The organism is Cupriavidus sp. LA-1 (genome assembly GCF_055385985.1).
Genome location: NZ_AP031387.1, coordinates 2412579 through 2430880, shown reverse-complemented (window position 1 = coordinate 2430880; position 18302 = coordinate 2412579). Strand labels below are relative to the sequence as shown.

The following is an 18302-nucleotide window of genomic DNA, read 5'->3' as shown; positions in this document are numbered from 1 at the left end:
TGGCGCCTACGCCAGTTGCCGCAACGTATGCTTGATGGTCTGCGCGCGGATCGCCACGTCCGGCATCTTGGCCTCGATGCGCAGCTTGTCCTGCCCGGCCAGCTTGATATGGCGGTTCTTCTGCACCAGGTCGATGATGCGCATCGCGTCGATCGGCGGATTGGGCACGAACTGCACGCTGATGGTGGCCTCGCCCGCGTCGATCTTGCGCACGCCCAGCGGCGCCGCGGCGATGCGCAGCCGGTGGGTTTCGACCAGCGCCTGCGCTTGCGCCGGCAGCCGCCCGAAGCGGTCGATCAGCTCTTCCTGGATATCGTCCACGCGTTCCGCGGTCTCGCAGTTGGCCAGCCGCTTGTACAGCGACAGGCGCTCGTGCACGTCGGCGCAGTAGTCGTTGGGCAGCAGCGCCGGCGTGCCCAGGTTGATCTCGGTGGTGGCCGCCAGCGGCGCCATCAGGTCGGGCTCCTTGCCCGCCTTGAGCGCCTTGACCGCGGCGTTGAGCATGTCGGTGTAGAGCTGGAAGCCGATCTCGTGGATCTCCCCCGACTGCTTGTCGCCCAGCACCTCGCCCGCGCCGCGGATTTCCAGGTCGTGCATGGCCAGGTAGAAGCCCGAGCCCAGTTCCTCCATCTGCTGGATGGCTTCGAGCCGGCGCTGCGCCTGCTTGGTCAGGCCTTCGACGTCATGCACCAGCATGTAGGCATAGGCCTGGTGGTGCGAGCGCCCGACCCGGCCACGCAGCTGGTGCAGCTGCGCCAGGCCGAACTTGTCGGAGCGGTGGATCAGGATGGTGTTGGCGGTCGGCACGTCGATGCCGGTCTCGATAATGGTGGTGCACAGCAGGATGTTGTCGCGGCGCGCGACGAAGTCGCGCATCACGCGTTCGAGCTCGCGCTCGTGCATCTGGCCGTGGGCGACGGCGATGCGCGCTTCCGGCACCAGCTCGGCCAGCCGCGCGCGCTTGTTCTCGATGGTCTCGACCTCGTTGTGCAGGAAGTAGACCTGGCCGCCGCGCTTGAGCTCGCGCAGGATGGCCTCGCGGATCACGCCGTCTTCCTCGCGCCGCACAAAGGTCTTGATCGCCAGCCGCTTCTGCGGCGCGGTCGCGATCACCGAGAAGTCGCGCAGGCCTTCCAGCGCCATGCCCAGCGTGCGCGGGATCGGCGTGGCGGTCAGGGTCAGCACGTCGACCTCGGCGCGCAGGGTCTTCAGCGCCTCCTTCTGGCGCACGCCGAAGCGGTGTTCCTCGTCGATGATGACCAGGCCCAGGCGCTCGAACCTGACCTGGTCGGACAGGATCTTGTGCGTGCCGATGACGATGTCGACGGTCCCCTCGTTGATCTGCTTGATGGCCGCGTCGATCTCTTTTTTGGTCTTGAAGCGCGACAGCTCGACAATGCGCACCGGCCATTCGGCAAAGCGGTCGGACAGCGTCTGGAAGTGCTGCTCGGCCAGCAGCGTGGTCGGCGCCAGCATCGCCACCTGCTTGCCGCCCAGCACCGCGACAAAGGCCGCGCGCAGGGCCACCTCGGTCTTGCCGAAGCCCACGTCGCCGCAGACCAGGCGGTCCATCGGCTTGCCCGAGGTCATGTCGGCGATCACCGCGGCAATGGCGGCGGCCTGGTCCGGCGTTTCCTCGAAGCCAAAGCTTTCGGCGAAGGTCTCGTAGTCCTTGGGCGAGAGCGGGAAGGCGAAGCCCTCGCGCGCGGCGCGGCGCGCGTACAGGTTGAGCAGCTCGGCCGCGGTGTCACGGATCTGCTGGGCAGCCTTGCGCTTGGCCTTGTCCCACTGGCCCGAGCCCAGGTGATGCAGCGGCGCGGTTTCCGGGTCGGCGCCGGAGTAGCGCGAGATCACATGCAGCTGATGCACCGGCACGTACAGCTTGCTGCCCTTGTCATAGTCCAGATGCAGGAATTCCTCGTCGCCCTGGCCCATGTCGAGCGTGACCAGGCCCTGGTAGCGGCCGATGCCGTGCTCGCTGTGCACCACCGGGTCGCCGATCTTCAGTTCGGCCAGGTCGCGCACCATCGAGTCGACAGCGGAAGCCTGCTCCTGCTTGCGGCGGCCGGTGCGGCGCGTGGTGCCGGCATACAGCTCGGCTTCGGTGACAAAGGCGATCTGCCCCTGCGGCAGCGCAAAGCCGCTCTGCAGCGGCGCCACCGCGATCGAGAAATGCGAGTCGCCCGCCAGGAACGCGGCAAAGTCGTCCACCGGCTGCGGGCGCAGGCCGCTTTCGGCAAAGAGCTGCAGCAGCGTCTCGCGCCGCCCGGCCGAGTCGGCGCACATCAGCACGCGGGTCTGCTTGTCGAGCAGCAGCGCTTCCAGGTTGACCAGCGGGTCGTCGGCGCGGCGGTTGACCGAGACGTCGGGCAGGATCGCCGAGAACGCCGCCTGGTCCGCATTGGCCTCGGCCTGCAGCACCAGCCGCGCCATCGGCTTGGCGGCGACGAAGAACTGCTCCTCCGACAGGAACAGGTCCGCGGGCGGCAGCAGCGGGCGCTCGCGGTCGTGGCGCATGAAGTTGTAGCGCTGCGTGGTGTCGGCCCAGAAGCGGCGGATGGCCTCGTCGACATTGCCGGCAAAGGCAAGTTGCGTTTCGGCGGGCAGGTAGTCGAACACGGTTGCGCTGTGCTCGAAGAACAGCGGCAGGTAGTACTCGATGCCGGCCGACGGCACGCCGTTGCCGATGTCCTTGTAGATCGGCGACTTGGTCGGGTCGCCTTCGAACACCTCGCGCCAGCGCCCGCGGAAGGCGGTGCGCGCAGCTTCGTCCAGCGGGAACTCGCGCCCGGGCAGCAGGCGCACTTCCTTGACCGGGTACAGGCTGCGCTGGGTGTCGGGATCGAAGGCGCGGATGGTCTCGATCTCGTCGCCGAACAGGTCGATCCGGTACGGCAGCGCCGAACCCATCGGATACAGGTCGATCAGGCCGCCGCGCACGCTGTATTCGCCGGGACGCATGACCGCGCTGACGTGCTCGTAGCCGGCCAGCGTGAACTGCGCCTTGAGCGCGTTCTCGTCCAGCCGTTCGCCCTGCTTGAAGAAGAAGGTGTAGGCGGCCAGGAACGCTGGCGGCGCGACCCGGTACAGCGCGGTGGTGGCCGGCACCAGCATCACGTCGCATTGCCCGGTCTGGATGTCGTGCAGCGTCGCCAGGCGCTCGGACACCAGGTCCTGGTGCGGCGAGAAGCTGTCGTAGGGCAGGGTTTCCCAGTCGGGCAGCAGGCGCACGCGCAGTTCCGGCGCGAACCAGGGGATTTCCTCGGCCAGGCGCTGGGCATCGACGGCATGGGAGCAGACCACGGCCAGCATCGGCGCGCGCTCGCGGTGCTGGCGTGCGTACGCGGCCACCGCCAGCGCATCGGCCGAGCCGCGCAGGCCGGCCACGCTGTGGCGCAGCCCCGGCTTGACCAGCGGCAGGTTGACAAAGGGAAAGGCGGGCTTGGCGTCAGGCATGTCGGCAGCGGGGCGTTCAAAACGACGACACCCCGCCGGCATTGCGGGCGGGGGTCGGAACAGGGGACCTCAGGTGCCCATGGCACCTGCTGCGTACGATAGCGCGGCATGGCGACGGGCAAGGGCCGTATTATAGAATGCGCACCGGTTGTCCCGCTGGCCATGCTGGCCGGCGGGCGCCCGCGCCTCTTTCACTCCACGCCGATCCTGTGTCCGCTCGCCGCTTTGCCCTGATTCCCTGTGCCGGTACCGGCAGCCGCGCCGGCGGTGCCGTGCCCAAGCAATACCAGACCGTGGCCGGCCGGCCGATGATCTGGTATGCGCTGGCGGCGTTCTCGGCGTGCGACGCCATCAACGCCACCGCGCTGGTGCTGGCGCCCGACGACATGCCGCTGGAGTCGCGCTTCGGCGCGGCCACGTTTGCGGGGTTGCGTTTCGACACCGCCTTTGTCGGCGGCGATACCCGCCATGCCTCGGTGCTGGCCGGCCTGCACCACCTGGCGCAGCTGGGCGCAACCGACAGCGACTGGGTGCTGGTGCACGATGCCGCGCGCCCGGGCCTGACCCCGGCGATGATCCACGCCCTGGTGCGCGCGGTGGAAAGCGACGGCGATGACGATCCGGACGCCGCCATCGGCGGCATCCTGGCGGTGCCGGTGCCCGATACCCTCAAGCGTGCCCAGGACGATGCCCGCATTGGCGCCACGGTGCCGCGCGAAGGGCTGTGGCAGGCGCAGACGCCGCAGATGTTCCGCGTGGGCGTGCTGCGCCAGGCGCTGCAGGACGCCATGGTGGCCGGCGCGGTGGTGACCGACGAGGCCAGCGCGATCGAGCGCCTGGGGCTGCATCCGCGGCTGGTCAACGGCTCGCTGCGCAATTTCAAGGTGACCTACCCGGAGGACTTCGCGCTGGCCGAAGTGCTGCTGGGCAACGACAGCAAAGGAGCATAACCGCATGATGCCTTTCGATATCCGGGTGGGACAGGGCTATGACGTCCACGCACTGGTGCCCGGCCGCAAGCTGATCCTGGGCGGGGTCGAGATCCCGCACGATCGCGGCCTGCTGGGCCATTCCGATGCGGATGCGCTGCTGCACGCGGTGACCGACGCGCTTTTCGGCGCGGCCGCGCTGGGCGATATCGGCCGCCATTTCCCCGACACCGACGCGCAGTTCGCCGGCGCCGACAGCCGTGTGCTGCTGCGCGAGGCCGCGCGCCGCGTGCGCGAGGCGGGCTATGAAATCGGCAATGTGGATGCCACCGTGATCGCGCAGGCGCCCAAGCTGGCGCCGCATATCGGTGCGATGGTGGCGAACCTGGCGGAAGACCTGGGGATTACGCGCGGGCGTTGCAACGTCAAGGCCAAGACCAACGAGAAGCTGGGCTTCGAAGGGCGCCAGGAAGGCATCGTGGCGCAGGCCGCGGTGCTGCTCTGGCGCGCCTCGGTAGGCGACGCGCAGGACTGATCAGGGCTGCGCCGCGTCTGGCGCCGCGGCGTGATCCGGCGGGATGGCGTAGGCGTAGTCGATCAGGCGGGCCATCGCGCCGGTGCGCGCGCCGGCTTCGGTGCGCTTGGTAAAGCCCATCTGCTGGCATAGCCGGATGGCCGATGCCATTTCCGGCATGGTGCGCACCACCAGCGTGGACGCGCCGATATCGCGCGCGCGCTGGATGCAGATCTGCATCAGCGTGCGGCCCAGGCCCAGGCCCCGCGCCTGCGGGCTGACCGACAGCAGCCGCGCTTCCGGCTGGGTCAGGGTGATGGTGCTGCCGTCCAGTGCCGGCAGCGTGGCGCCGGGATGGCAGAACAGCACGGCACCCATGATGCCGTGATCGGTCTCCGCCACCCACCATTCCATGTCCGGATGGCTGGTCGCCAGCACCGCCTGCATGCCGCGCTGGAACGACGCGCGGCAGTCTTCCATGATGGCCAGCTCATACTGGCCGTAGGCTTGTTGCGTGACGGCGGCGATGTCGCCCCAGTCATGCGCCGCCGCGAGGCGGTAGTGGAAGCGGGGGGAAGTCGGCGAAGGCAGGGTCATGGCAGCCTGAAAGTGCGTGTCTTGCCTGGATTGTAGGCGGATCACCGCACCTGTGCAGCCCTGGCGCGGGGCGGTTGCAGGATCGGAACAGCCGGCAATTCCCGATGGGAAGCCGCCGGCTGCTGTGCTACGGCGCCCGTGGCGGGGCTTACTGCGCGGCGATCACGTTGGCGGCAGCCACGATCACCGCGGCGATGCGGCCGACGTCGCGCAGCTGCTGCGCGGTCATGCCTTGTTCATTCTTCAGCAGCTGGTAGTGCGACTTCACGCAGAAGTGGCACTTGCCCACGATCGAGGCGGCCAGCGCGTACATCTCGAAACGGCGCTTGTCCACGCCGCCATGGGTGGCGTAGGCGTTCATGCGCAGGCCGGCCGGCTGGGTGGCCAGGTCCGGATCGTCGGCCATTTCGACATACGGGTACCAGGTGTTGTTCATGCCCATCAGCGCAGCGGCAGTCAGCGCGCCGTTGGTTTCCTCGGGCGACAGCACACCGGCGTTGCGGATGGCATCCACCAGCACCTTGCTCTGTGCCGCGAACGCCGCCGCCAGCGCCACGCCCACCGCATCGTTGCCTTCCAGCGAAGAGCGCGCGATGGTGCCGTCCACGTTCAGTCGGATGTCCTTGGCGAAATCGGGGATAAGATTCTTAATCGTGCTGAGGAATTCCATCTATTTCTCCTATCGGTCGGGGCTCAAAAAACCCGCGCAAGCGGGTTTTGATGCGGAGGGCAGGGCCCTCCGCGAATCGCCACGGTGTCGGGCGACTGGCAGCAAATTACAGCGTGGCGCCACCAACGGCACGGTTGCACGGGCACAGCTCGTCCGTTTGCAGACCGTCCAGGATACGCAGGACTTCTTCCGGGTTGCGGCCCACGTTCAGGTTGTTCACCGACACGTGCTGGATCACATTGTCCGGGTCGACGATGAAGGTTGCGCGCAGGGCAACGCCGGCAGCGCGGTCACGCACGCCCAGCTGGTCGATCAGCGAACCGGTCACGTCGGCGAATTGCCACTGGTTCAGCTTGCTCAGGTCCTTGTGCTCGCGGCGCCATGCCAGCTTGACGAACTCATTGTCGGTCGAGCCGCCCAGCACGATCGCGTCGCGGTCGGCGAAGTCGCCGTTCAGCTTGGCGAAGGCCACGATTTCGGTCGGGCACACGAAGGTGAAGTCCTTCGGGTAGAAGTAGATGACCTTCCACTTGCCTTCGAACGACTTTTCGGTGATGTCTTCGAAAGCCGACTGGCCGTTCTCTTCGTGATTGTTGAATCCCGGCTTGACACCGACGACGTGGAAGGCTTCGAGCTTGTCACCAACGGTCTTCATAGACTTCTCCTGATACGGTTGCAATGAAACGGGTACGGCTGCAGCGCTGCCGGCGTGGGACCGGTACCAGACTTTGCTGCAATGCACCGCGACAAAACGTGATTATGCGTCATCATCCGGCACGGGGCTAATTGATATTCTCAAACAGCCCGATAGGCAAAGCATGTGACGCACGGAGCGAATCCCGGCACGGGCAGCTGCGCGGCGCCAGCCGCGCGGCCTCGATGCGGAAGGGCAAGTATGCCATGCGCGATGGGCCCGCTCATGGCAAGTTGGTGACGATTGCGGCGAGTTCAACCCGTCATGGTCAGGCCGGATGCATGGCAGGCTCCGCGCGGCGCGTACGGAAGATCACCAGCGTGGCGACCAGCCCGCACATGGCGGCGAACATCAGCCACAGTCCCGGTGCCGCCTTGTTGCCGGTGGCGTGGATCAGGTAAGTCGAGATTGCCGGCGTGAAGCCGCCGAACAGCGCGGTCGCCAGGCTGTACGCCAGCGAGAAGCCGGTGGTACGCACCGCGGCCGGCATGATCTCGGTCAGCGCCACCACCATCGCACCGTTATAGCTGCCATACAGGAACGACAGCCACAGCTCCACCATCAGCAGCCGCGAGAACGACGGTTCGGCCACCAGCCACGACACGGCGGGGTAGGCGGTCAGCAGCGTCGCCACGGTGAAGAACACCAGCAGCGGCTTGCGCCCGATGCGGTCCGACAGCGCACCCATCAGCGGCAGCCAGATAAAGTTGGACAGGCCCACGCACATGGTGACGATCAGGTTGTCGACATCGTCCAGCTTCAGCACGGTCTTGCCGAAAGTCGGCGTGTACGCGGTGATCATGTAGAACGACACCGTGGTCATCACCACCATCATGCAGCCGGCCAGAATGATGCGCCAGTTCTCCAGCATGGAGCGGTAGATCTCCCCAATGGCGGGGCGGTGCTTGCGCGCCTTGAAGGCTTCGGTCTCTTCCAGCGAGCGGCGGATCAGGAACAGGAACGGCACGATCAGGCAACCGACCAGGAAGGGGACGCGCCAGCCCCATTCGTCCATCTGCGCCGGTGCCAGCGTGGCATGCAGGATCACGCCGAGCAGGCCGGCGAAGATCACCGCCACCTGCTGGCTGCCTGACTGCCAGGCGACATAGAAGCCCTTGCGCCCGGGCTTGGCGATTTCCGACAGGTAGACCGAGACCCCGCCCAGTTCGACACCGGCGGAGAAGCCTTGCAGCAGCCGCCCGGCCAGCACCAGCAGCGGCGCGGCCACGCCGATGGAGGCATAGCCCGGCACGCAGGCGATCAGCAGCGTGCCCAGGGCCATCAGCGCCAGTGTCATGATCAGGCCCTTGCGGCGGCCGTGGCGGTCGATATAGGCGCCCAGCACGATCGCGCCCAGCGGCCGCATCAGGAAGCCCGCGCCGAAGGTGGCGAGCGAGAGCATCAGCGAGGCGAACTCGTTGCCGCTCGGGAAGAACGTCTTCGCAATGGCGGCGGCGTAGAAGCCGTACACCATGAAGTCATACATTTCCAGGAAATTGCCGCTGACAACGCGGAACACGGTGCGGAATCCGTGCTGCGAGCCAGGGGTGGCCGCGGAGGTATCTGACATGGCTGTCTCTCAGTCACCGCCGGTCGAGCCGGCGGCATGATTATTTCGGAGAAGTCAGCCAGGCGCGCGCGGGCCGCGCCGTGAGGGGAAGGATCGCCGCGGGCCTGATGACGGGGGCCAGTGTGCGCCGAGCCCCCTGTCATTGCCCTGTCAAATACCTTTCAGAAGGCTATCAACGGCTGTCGAAAACCTGTCAAAGTGCCGGATTCGCGTGCAATATGACTGATCAGGCGCGCCGGAAGCACGCGCTGACCACCAGCCCCGTGGCCGGGGCGGCGCGGTTGGCCAGCAGCAGCCGGCCGCCGTTGCGCTGCATGATGCGGTTGACGATGGACATGCCCAGCCCGGCGCCCTTGGCCTCGCTGCGTGCGCTGTCGAGCCGGTAGAACGGCCGCGTGAGCAGCGACAGCTGGCCGTCGGGCACGCCTATGCCATGGTCGGCCACGGTCAGCACGGCTTCCTTGTCGTCCACGCGCGTGGAGATTTCCACCACGGCCATGCCGCTCTGCTCGTCCTTGGCATAGCGGCGCGCGTTCTCGACCAGGTTGTCCAGGATGCGCTGCACTTCCATGCGGTTGGCCACCGCCATCACCGGCTCGTTGGCGCGCACATGCACGCGCACGTCGTCGTGCGCCGCATAGACGCCCACGGCATCGTGCACCAGTGCCGACAGGTCCACCGGCTCGACGGTCTCCAGCGGCGGGCGCGCGTAGTTGAGGAACTGGCCGATGATGGCGTCCATCTGCTCGATGTCGGCGATCATGGCGTCGCGCGTGACGCCGTCCATCGGCGACATCTCGGTTTCCAGCCGCAGCCGCGTCAGTGGCGTGCGCAGGTCGTGCGAGATGCCGGCCAGCATCACCACGCGGTCGTCGTCGAGCTGGCGCAGGTCGCGCACCATCTGGTTGAAGCTGTGGTTGGCCAGCGCCACTTCGCTGGCGCCATGCTCGGGCAGCGCCGGCGGGGCGCCGCCGGCACCGATGGCGCGCGCGGCGTTGGCCAGCCGCTTGAGCGGGTAGTTGACGCGCGCGGTGATAAAGGCGGCGCCGATGATCGACAGCAGCAGTGCGGCAATACTCCACCACAGCCACTGGATGCCGGGCACGCGCTCGAAGCGCTCGGGGCTGATCGCCACCCAGTAGTCGTCGCCCTCGATCTCGAAGCTGACCCACACGCCGGGGATGTCGTTGACGGTGGTGGCCAGCACCGTGTCCTCGCCCAGGCGGCTGCGGATCTCCTGCTGCACCAGCGTGGTCAGGAACGGGTTGGCAGTGGGCGCGGCGAAGTCGTCATCCTTCTCGCGCGGATAGACCTTGATGCCTTCGTTCTGCACCAGGTCGAGCAGCAGGAAACGCCGCCGCGCGGGGTCGGAATAGAGCAGCGCGGCGCGCGTGAGCTTGACCACGCTGACCACCTGCATGGCGATCTGCTGCGCGCGCGGGGCGCGTTCGAACAGCCGGTAGCTCTGGAACCAGATGCCCAGCGAGATCGCCAGCAACAGGGCGATCAGCATGAAGGTCCGCCAGAACAGCGAACCAAAGAACCGCGTTGCGGTACGGCCGATTACGGTCGCCACGATAGGAACAGCGGCCGCAATCGGTTATTTCACGCCATCGGGGATGAAGACGTAGCCCAGGCCCCACACCGTCTGGATGAAACGGGGGTTGCTCGGGTCCGGCTCGATCAGCTTGCGCAGGCGCGAGATCTGCACGTCCAGGCTGCGGTCGAACACTTCGTATTCACGGCCGCGCGCCATTTCCATCAGCTTCTCGCGCGACAGCGGCTGGCGCGGATGGCGGGCAAACACCTTGAGCACCGAGAATTCACCCGTGGTCAGCGTGATTTCCTCGTCGTTCTTGGTCAGCGTGCGCGTGGCCAGGTTCAGCACGAAGTCGCCGAAGGCGAAGGTCTCGGGCGTTTCCGACGGGGCGCCGGGCACTTCGGCCGGGCCCTTGCGGCGCAGCACCGCGTGGATGCGCGCGATCAGTTCGCGCGGGTTGAACGGCTTGGGCAGGTAGTCGTCGGCGCCCATTTCCAGGCCGACGATGCGGTCCACGTCCTCGCCCTTGGCGGTGAGCATGATGATCGGGGTCTGGTCATTGGCCCCGCGCAGCCGGCGGCAGATCGACAGGCCGTCTTCGCCGGGCATCATCAGATCCAGCACCAGCAGGTCGAAACGCTCGCGCAGCCAGAGCTTGTTCATCGCGGTGGCGTTTTCCGCCACCAGCACGGTAAAACCCTGTTCGCCCAGATAGCGGCGCAGCAAATCGCGCAGACGCGGGTCATCGTCGACGACAAGAATCTTGTGGCTGGTATTTTCCATGGCGGTATCTTAGCGACTATCGCTTTCGCTCAAAATGGCTTAACAAAACGTTACATACTTTACCCCGTGGTATGGCAGTGTGCACCATTCGTGCGATTACACTGCGCAATCCGTCTTTTTCGGCGCCATGCGCGGCAGATTTCCACGCATTTGCACCGGACGATCCACTGCTCCGGCCAGCCTGCCCAGCCCGCGCTGGCGCGATGCTTGCAGAGGGTGCGGCGCCTGACGGGGTACCGGAATTCCAGGCTTCAGGGCAGTCCAACCACTGCGTTTTCCCGAAGCCAAAACCGCCATTATCAATGAAAGTGAACCGAACCCGGCACGGGCATCCGCAGCAAGGTATCGCCGGCGCATGCCTTGCACTGGCGCTGGCCGCGCTGGCGCTGTGCATGCCGGCCGGGACGGCACTGGCGCAATCGGCAGGTATGGCCAACCTGCTCAAGCGCCATCCCTCGAGCCAGGCCAGCGATCCTGGCAACGGCCAGCGCGAGGCCCGGGCCCGTGCCGAGCGCCACCGCGCCGAGCAGCGCGAGGCCGAGCGCCGGCGCGTGGACGACCGCAGCGGCTCGCGCCTGTCGCCGGATGAGCGCCGCAAGCTGCGCAAGAACCTCTACGACTTCGGGCGCGATATCTATCGGGGCGGCTGAATCGTTCGTTTCGTGCTTCGTTCCATGGTACGCCACTGCGGCCATTAGCTGCGCGGCTGGAAGTGCCGCAGGAAATCCACGAAGACCTCCGCCGCCAGTTGCGCATCCTCCGCCGTGATCGTTTCCAGCGGATTGTGGCTGATGCCGCCGTTGCCGCAACGCACGAACAGCATGGCCACATCGGTGATGCGCTGCATCATCATGGCGTCATGGCCCGCGCCGGAGGGAAGCTCGAACGCCTGCAGCCCGCGCTTTTTCAGCACCGCCCCGAACTGGTCCATCAGCCAGCGCGCGCATGGCGCGTTGTTGACCGGGGGCACGCGCTCCACCTGCGCGGTCAGCCCGCGCCGCCCGGCGATCTCGCCGATGCCGGCGACGATGTCGGCGATGGCGGCCTCGCGGATGCCATCCTCGCCGGCGCGAATGTCCATCGAGAAGGTGCAGGCCGCCGGGATGACATTGCTTGACCCGTTGGGCACCTGCAACTGCCCCACCGTGCCGACCAGCGTCGGCGCCGCGGCGCAGCGCTGCTCCACCAGCAGGATCATCTCGGCTGCGCCCGCGGCGGCGTCGCGGCGCATGCCCATCGGCGTGGTGCCGGCGTGGCTGGCCAGGCCTTCGACCCGCACCGTGAAGCGGCTGCTGCCCGCGATCTGCGTGACCACGCCCAGCGCCAGGCCATGGTGCAGCAGCACCGGTCCCTGTTCGATATGCACTTCGATAAAACCCAGCAGCGACGCCGGATCGACCGCCGCGGCGCGCAGGGCTTGCAGCTCGCCCGCGCCGGGCAGGTCAGATGCCGCCAGGGCCTCGCGCAGCGTGATGCCGTCGGCGTCCTGGCGCTCCAGCAGCGCGGGATCGAAGCGGCCCGCCAGCACGCTGCTGGCCAGGAAGCTGGTCTTGAAGCGCAGGCCTTCCTCTTCGGCGAATCCCACCACTTCGAAGTGATAGGGCAGGCGGATACCGGCCTGGTTGAGGGCGCCGACCACGGCGATCGGCAGCAGGATGCCAAGCCGGCCGTCATAGCGCCCGCCATTGCGCACGGTGTCGAAGTGCGAGCCGGTCATCAGCACGCGCGCGTCGGGCACGGCCGGGTCGGCCGCATAGCGGCCGATGACGTTGCCGATGGCGTCGATCCGCACCTGCATGCCGGCCGCCTCCATCCACTGCGCAAGCCGGGCCTGCGCGGCGCGGTGGGCCGGGGTCAGGTAGGCGCAGGTCAGCCCGTCTTCCATGTCGGAGAAACGGGCGAGCTGGTCGGCGTGGGCGAGGATGGTGTCGCCGAGGGAAGCGGAGGTCTGCGTCATGGCGGTACGGCTCGGGACGGGGCGAAGTGGAGAAAGGAACAGGGGCCGGGGGGCAGGGCGCTAGCTGTTGCGCACCCAGGTCTTCCAGGCGATCCACAGCTTGCGCAGCGGCGTCAGCGCGATGCGCTGGTGCAGCACCTGGAACTGGCTGGCTTCCAGCTCGTCGAGCAGCGCGTGGTAGATCGCGCCCATCAGCAGGCCGGCACGCTGGGCCCGGCGATCCTGCCTGGGCAGCAGCGCCAGGGCCTCATGGTATAGCGCGCGGGCGCGGCCGGCGTGGTACTGCATCAGCGCGACAAAGCGCTCGGAATGCTGGCCCTTCAGGATCTCCGAGGCCGGCACCTGGAACTGCTGCAGCGTGTTGACCGGCAGGTAGATGCGCCCGCGCCGGGCGTCTTCGCCGACATCGCGCAGAATATTGACCAGCTGCAGCGACTGGCCGAGCTTTTCGGCAAAGACCAGTGTCCGGGGTTCGGTGTAGCCGAACAGCCGCGCGCTGAGGGTCCCGACCACGCCGGCGACGCAATGGCAGTAGCGGGCCAGGCCGGCTTCATCCAGGTAGCGGGTCTGGGTCAGGTCCATCTCCATGCCTTCCAGCACCTCGGCCATCTCGGCCTGGCTCAGGCCGGCGCCGGCCACGTGCGGCTGCAGGGCCTTGGTGGTCGGATGGGTCGGCGCGCCGTCGAACAGGCGGCGCAGTTCGGCGCGCCACCAGTCCAGCTGCTGGTGCGCCAGGCCGGCATCATGGCTGTCGTCGACCACATCGTCGACCTCGCGGCACCACGCGTACAGCGCGGTGATGGCGCGGCGGCGCTCGGCCGGCAGGAACAGGAAGCTGTAATAGAAGCTCGAGCCGCTCTGGGCGACTTTCTCTTGGCAATACTGATCGGGCGTCACGCCGGTCTCGGGTCGAAGATATGGGGGGAAGCGCCAGGGAGGGAGGCGGCAGCGGCGCGCCGGATTGTAGCATCGCGCCGGGCAGGGTATGGTCGCCCATGCCGAAGCGCTGTCAGCGCAACTTACCGGCCCGGAACGACATCTGAATGTTCATTCCAGCCGTTTCGTCGCCTGCCGTTTGACGCACCCCGGGGTCGTCGTTATATTGCTGACCGGCAAGTTATTTATTGCCGGCGCCGGTTCCCGGCGGCCCGTCCGCCAGCCCGCCGGCTTCCCCGGCACAAGGTCGGCACAGGGGGCTGCGGCCACCGGCCCGTCTCGTCAGTTGTACCCATCCGACTCGTTGCCTACCGATGCCAGTGCTTTGCCAAGTGCCGGAAGTTGCGGCTGCAGATACCCCTGTCGTTACGATGCTGCCGCGCCACACCGGCCGTGGCATGGTCGTGGCCGCACTTTTGACCGCCAGCATGCTCGTCCTGGCCGGTTGTGGCAAGAAGGCCGAGCCGGCGCCGGAGGTCCGCCCGGTGCGCCTGATGCAGCTGAGCCCGCACAGCGGCAAGACCGCCTTCGAGTTTTCCGGCGACGTGCGCCCGCGCGTCGAGTCGCGCCTGGGCTTCCGCGTGGGGGGCAAGATCGCCGCCCGGCTGGTGGATGTCGGGGCGGTGGTCAGCAAGGGCCAGCCGCTGGCGCGGCTGGACCCGACCGACCTGTCGCTGGCCGAAGCCGGCTCGCGGGCCCAGTTCGAGGCCGCGAAGACTGACCGCGACCTGGCGGCCAGCGACCTGAAGCGCTACAACGACCTGTTCGCCAAGGGCTTTATCAGTGCCGCCGAGCAGCACCGGCGCCAGGCCACCTACGATGCCGCCGAAGCGCGGCTGCGCCAGGCCGAAGCCGGGCTGCGCAGCCAGTCCAACCAGACTGCCTATGCCGTGCTGCATGCCGACGCCGACGGCGTGGTCACGGCCATCGATGCCGAGGTGGGCCAGGTCGTCACCCCTGGCCAGCCGGTGGTGCGCGTGGCGCAGACGGCGGAGAAGGAAGTGGCCATCGGCCTGCCCGAAGACCAGGTCGACCTGCTGCGCGGCATTAGCGACGTGACTATCCATACCTGGGCTGACCCGCAACGCGCGCTGCCCGGCCGCGTGCGCGAGATCGCCGCGGCGGCCGACCCGGTCACCCGCACCTATGCCACCCGCGTGACGGTGCCGAACCCGCCCGCCGACCTCAAGCTCGGCATGACCGCGGTGGTGACCTTCGTGCGCACCGGCGCCACCCCGGCGATCCGGGTGCCGCTGACCGCGCTCCTGCAGGAGCAGGGCCGCAACCAGGTCTGGATCTATGACGCCGCGGCCGGCACGGTGAAGCCGGTGGCGGTGACGCTGGGCGATGCCATCGGCAACGAGGTGGAGGTGCGCCAGGGCCTCGCGCCTGGCCAGACCATCGTCACCGCCGGGGTCCACCTGCTGCGCGCGGGCCAGAAGGTGCGTCCGCTGCAGACGGCCGCGCCTGCAGCGGCACCTGCGTCGGCCCCGGCATCGGTACCGGCCGCCACCCCGAGGCAGGGGTGAGCGGATGGACCATTCCCGCTTCAACCTGTCGCGCTGGGCGCTCGAGCACCAGCCGCTGACCCGCTACCTGCTGGTGGTGCTGCTGCTTGGCGGCATGCTGGCATTCTTCCAGCTGGGCCAGGACGAGGATCCGCCGTTTACCTTCCGCGTGATGGTGGTGCAGGCCTTCTGGCCCGGCGCCACCGCCGAGCAGATCGCTGTCCAGGTCACCGACAAGATCGAGCGCCAGCTGCAGGAAGTGCCCTATGCGGACAAGATCCGCAGCTTCTCCAAGCCGGGCGAGACCACGGTGATCTTCCAGCTCAAGGACACCTCGCCGGCCAAGGAGACCGCGCAGATCTGGTACACCGTGCGCAAGAAGATCGGCGACATCCAGCAGACGCTGCCCGCCGGCGTGCGCGGGCCGTTCTTCAACGACGAATTCGGCGATGTGTACGGCACCATCTACGCGCTCTCGGCCGACGGCTTCAGCTACAAGGAGCTGCGCGAGTACGCCGACCTGGTGCGCCAGGAGTTGCTGCGCGTGCCGTCGGTGGCCAAGGTGTCGCTGATCGGCCTGCAGGACGAGAAGGTCTATATCGACTTCAACCAGGCGCGCTTTGCCCAGCTGGGGCTGGATATCAACGCCATTGCCGACCAGATCTCGCAGCAGAACAACCTGACCGGCAGCGGCGTGCTGGTCACCCCGACCGACAACCTGCAGGTGCGCCTGTCGGGCCAGTTCGCCAGTGTCGAAGACCTGGAGAACCTGGTGCTGCGCGGGCCCAACGGCATCGCCAATATCCGCCTCGGCGACATCGCGCACGTCTACCGCGGCTATGTCGATCCGACCCAGACGCGCATGCGCTTCAACGGCAAGGACGTGATCGGGCTGGGGATCTCGATGCAGAAGGGCGGCGACATCATCGAGCTCGGCAAGAACCTGCGCACCGCGTTCGACGGGCTGCGCACCCAGTTGCCGGTGGGCATCGAGATGGACCAGGTGCAGGACCAGCCTGAGGCCGTCAAGCGCTCGGTCGGCGAGTTCGTGCACGTGCTGATTGAAGCGGTGGTGATCGTGCTGGCCGTCAGCTTTGTCTCGCTGGGCCTGCATACGCGGCCGCTGCGGCTGGACGTGCGCCCGGGCCTGGTGGTGGCGCTGACCATCCCGCTGGTGCTGGCGGTGACTTTCCTGTTCATGCATATCTTCGGCATCGGCCTGCACAAGATATCGCTGGGGGCGCTGATCGTGGCGCTGGGGCTGCTGGTCGACGACGCCATCATTGCGGTCGAGATGATGGTGCGCAAGCTGGAGGAGGGCCTCTCCAAGATGGAGGCGGCCACCTTCGCCTACACCTCCACGGCAATGCCGATGCTGACCGGCACGCTGATCACCGCGGCCGGTTTCCTGCCGGTGGGCCTGGCGCGCTCGACCGTGGGCGAGTACACCTTCGCGATCTTTGCGGTGACGGCGCTGGCACTGGTGCTGTCGTGGCTGGCGGCGGTCTACTTCACGCCCTACCTGGGCTACCTGCTGCTCAAGACCCGCGGCACCGGTGCGGCCGAGGCCCACGAAGTCTTTGACACGCCGTTCTATGCGCGCTTCCGCCGGCTGGTGGACTGGTGCGTGACCTGGCGCAAGCTGGTGATCGCGATCACGCTGGTGGCCTTTGCGCTGGGCCTCTACGCCTTCAAGTTCGTCGAGAAGCAGTTCTTCCCGGATTCCAGCCGCCCCGAGCTGATGGTGGAGCTCTGGATGCCCGAGGGCACCAGCTTTGCCCAGATGGAGACCGAGGCCAAGCGCTTCGAGCAACTGGTCGGCAAGGACAAGGACGTCGAAAGCCTGGCCACCTTCGTCGGCTCCGGGGCGCCGCGCTTCTACCTGCCGCTGGACCAGATCTTCCCGCAGACCAACGTGGCACAGGTGATCGTGATGCCGGTCAGCACCGAGGCGCGTGACGCGCTGCGCCGCCGCGTCATCAAGCTGCTGGATGCCGAGTTCCCGTACCTGCGTGGCCGCGTCAAGCTGCTGCCGAATGGGCCGCCGGTGGCTTATCCGGTGCAGTTCCGCGTGATCGGGCCGGACGCCGCCGGGGTACGCCAGCTGGCCGACCAGGTCAAGGCCGAGATGCGCGCCAACCCCAATACCGTCGGCGTCAACGACAACTGGAATGAGAACGTCAAGATGCTGCGCCTGGAGATCGACCAGGACAAGGCGCGCGCGCTGGGCGTGACCACCAATGCCATCGCCCGCGTCACGCAGACCGTGCTGACCGGCGTGCCGGTGGGCCAGTACCGCGACGGCGACAAGCTGATCGACATCCTGATGCGCACCCCGCGCAATGAGCGCGATGCGATCTCTGACCTGAACAACATGCTGGTGCCGACCAATACGGGCCGCATGGTGCCGCTGACGCAGGTGGCGCGCGTGGCGCTGCGCTCGGAACCGGGTGTGGTGTGGCGCGAGAACCGCGACTTCGGCGTGACCGTGCAGGCCGACGTGGTCGACGGCATCCAGGGCCCGACGGTGACCGCGCAGATCAGCCCGAAACTCGACAAGCTGCGCGCGCAGCTGCCGCCGGGCTACCGCATCAGCGTGGCCGGCGCGGAAGAGGAGAGCGGCAAGGCCGGTGCCTCCATCGCGGCGCAGCTGCCGCTGTGCATCTTCATCATCTTCACGCTGCTGATGCTGCAGCTGCACAGCTTCTCGCGCGCGACCATGGTGTTCCTGACCGGCCCGCTGGGGCTGATCGGTGCCGCCGCCACGCTGTTGCTGCTGCGCGCGCCGATGGGGTTTGTGGCGCAGCTCGGCATTACCGCGCTGCTGGGCATGATCATCCGCAATTCGGTGATCCTGGTCGACCAGATCGAGCAGGACGTCAGCGCCGGCGTGCCGCAATGGACCGCCATCGTCGAAGCCGCGGTGCGCCGTTTCCGGCCGATCATCCTGACCGCCGCCGCGGCGGTGCTGGCGATGATCCCGCTGTCGCGCTCGATGTTCTGGGGGCCGATGGCGGTGGCGATCATGGGCGGGCTGATCGTTGCCACGGTGCTGACGCTGTTGTTCCTGCCGGCGCTGTACGCGGCGTGGTTCCGCGTCAGGCGGCCGGAGGACGGGGTGGGGGCGCTGGCGGGCTGAAGCGCCGCG

The 18302-nt window shown here is 67.6% G+C and carries 14 protein-coding genes; 5 read left to right on the top strand and 9 right to left on the bottom strand.

Annotated features, from left to right (window positions below):
• Positions 1-6: 6 nt before the first annotated feature.
• On the bottom strand, positions 7-3456 hold the full coding sequence (gene mfd / locus ACZ5MJ_RS11355; protein WP_464219398.1) for a transcription-repair coupling factor: 3450 nt from the start codon (positions 3454-3456) through the stop codon (positions 7-9).
• A 137-nt stretch (positions 3457-3593) separates the two neighbouring features.
• Here mfd and ispD point away from each other — a divergent pair, with 137 nt between their 5' ends.
• Together ispD and ispF are read left to right on the top strand one after the other, a co-directional pair.
• Positions 3594-4406, top strand: coding sequence for a 2-C-methyl-D-erythritol 4-phosphate cytidylyltransferase (gene ispD / locus ACZ5MJ_RS11350; RefSeq protein WP_464219397.1), 813 nt, complete (start codon positions 3594-3596; stop codon positions 4404-4406).
• Positions 4407-4410: 4 nt separating this feature from the next.
• Positions 4411-4920: a 2-C-methyl-D-erythritol 2,4-cyclodiphosphate synthase gene (ispF, locus tag ACZ5MJ_RS11345; RefSeq protein ID WP_464219396.1), complete on the top strand. Its 510-nt coding sequence runs from the start codon at positions 4411-4413 to the stop codon at positions 4918-4920.
• Here ispF and ACZ5MJ_RS11340 read toward each other — a convergent pair whose 3' ends face one another.
• From ACZ5MJ_RS11340 to ompR, 6 genes are all read right to left on the bottom strand, one after another.
• Positions 4921-5496, bottom strand: a complete 576-nt coding sequence (locus tag ACZ5MJ_RS11340; RefSeq protein WP_464219395.1) for a GNAT family N-acetyltransferase — start codon at positions 5494-5496, stop codon at positions 4921-4923.
• Between the two features lie 148 nt (positions 5497-5644).
• Positions 5645-6166: a carboxymuconolactone decarboxylase family protein gene (locus ACZ5MJ_RS11335; RefSeq protein ID WP_078196041.1), complete on the bottom strand. Its 522-nt coding sequence runs from the start codon at positions 6164-6166 to the stop codon at positions 5645-5647.
• A gap of 106 nt (positions 6167-6272) precedes the next feature.
• Positions 6273-6821, bottom strand: a complete 549-nt coding sequence (locus ACZ5MJ_RS11330; RefSeq protein WP_432259943.1) for a peroxiredoxin — start codon at positions 6819-6821, stop codon at positions 6273-6275.
• Between the two features lie 307 nt (positions 6822-7128).
• Positions 7129-8430, bottom strand: coding sequence for a tricarballylate/proton symporter TcuC (tcuC, locus tag ACZ5MJ_RS11325; protein ID WP_464219393.1), 1302 nt, complete (start codon positions 8428-8430; stop codon positions 7129-7131).
• Between the two features lie 226 nt (positions 8431-8656).
• Entirely contained in the window at positions 8657-10006 is a 1350-nt protein-coding gene (locus ACZ5MJ_RS11320) for an ATP-binding protein (RefSeq protein ID WP_432259945.1), read from the bottom strand.
• Positions 10007-10030: 24 nt separating this feature from the next.
• The gene (gene ompR, locus ACZ5MJ_RS11315) at positions 10031-10753 is read right to left on the bottom strand and encodes an osmolarity response regulator transcription factor OmpR (RefSeq protein ID WP_010810107.1); all 723 of its coding nucleotides are present in this window, start codon (positions 10751-10753) and stop codon (positions 10031-10033) included.
• A gap of 302 nt (positions 10754-11055) precedes the next feature.
• On the opposite strand from ompR, the gene ACZ5MJ_RS11310 reads away from it, so the two are divergent.
• Positions 11056-11403, top strand: a complete 348-nt coding sequence (locus ACZ5MJ_RS11310; protein WP_464219390.1) for a hypothetical protein — start codon at positions 11056-11058, stop codon at positions 11401-11403.
• Positions 11404-11447: 44 nt separating this feature from the next.
• On the opposite strand, the gene ACZ5MJ_RS11305 is transcribed toward ACZ5MJ_RS11310, so the two are convergent.
• Positions 11448-12710: a Zn-dependent hydrolase gene (locus tag ACZ5MJ_RS11305; RefSeq protein ID WP_464219389.1), complete on the bottom strand. Its 1263-nt coding sequence runs from the start codon at positions 12708-12710 to the stop codon at positions 11448-11450.
• 60 nt (positions 12711-12770) lie between these two features.
• Positions 12771-13607 (bottom strand): presqualene diphosphate synthase HpnD, encoded by an 837-nt coding sequence (gene hpnD, locus ACZ5MJ_RS11300; protein ID WP_464219387.1) that lies wholly within the window; start codon positions 13605-13607, stop codon positions 12771-12773.
• 353 nt (positions 13608-13960) lie between these two features.
• On the opposite strand from hpnD, the gene ACZ5MJ_RS11295 reads away from it, so the two are divergent.
• Both ACZ5MJ_RS11295 and ACZ5MJ_RS11290 read left to right on the top strand, forming a co-directional pair.
• Positions 13961-15175, top strand: coding sequence for an efflux RND transporter periplasmic adaptor subunit (locus ACZ5MJ_RS11295; RefSeq protein ID WP_464219385.1), 1215 nt, complete (start codon positions 13961-13963; stop codon positions 15173-15175).
• A gap of 4 nt (positions 15176-15179) precedes the next feature.
• Positions 15180-18293: an efflux RND transporter permease subunit gene (locus tag ACZ5MJ_RS11290; protein ID WP_464219383.1), complete on the top strand. Its 3114-nt coding sequence runs from the start codon at positions 15180-15182 to the stop codon at positions 18291-18293.
• The last annotated feature ends 9 nt before the right edge of the window (positions 18294-18302 follow it).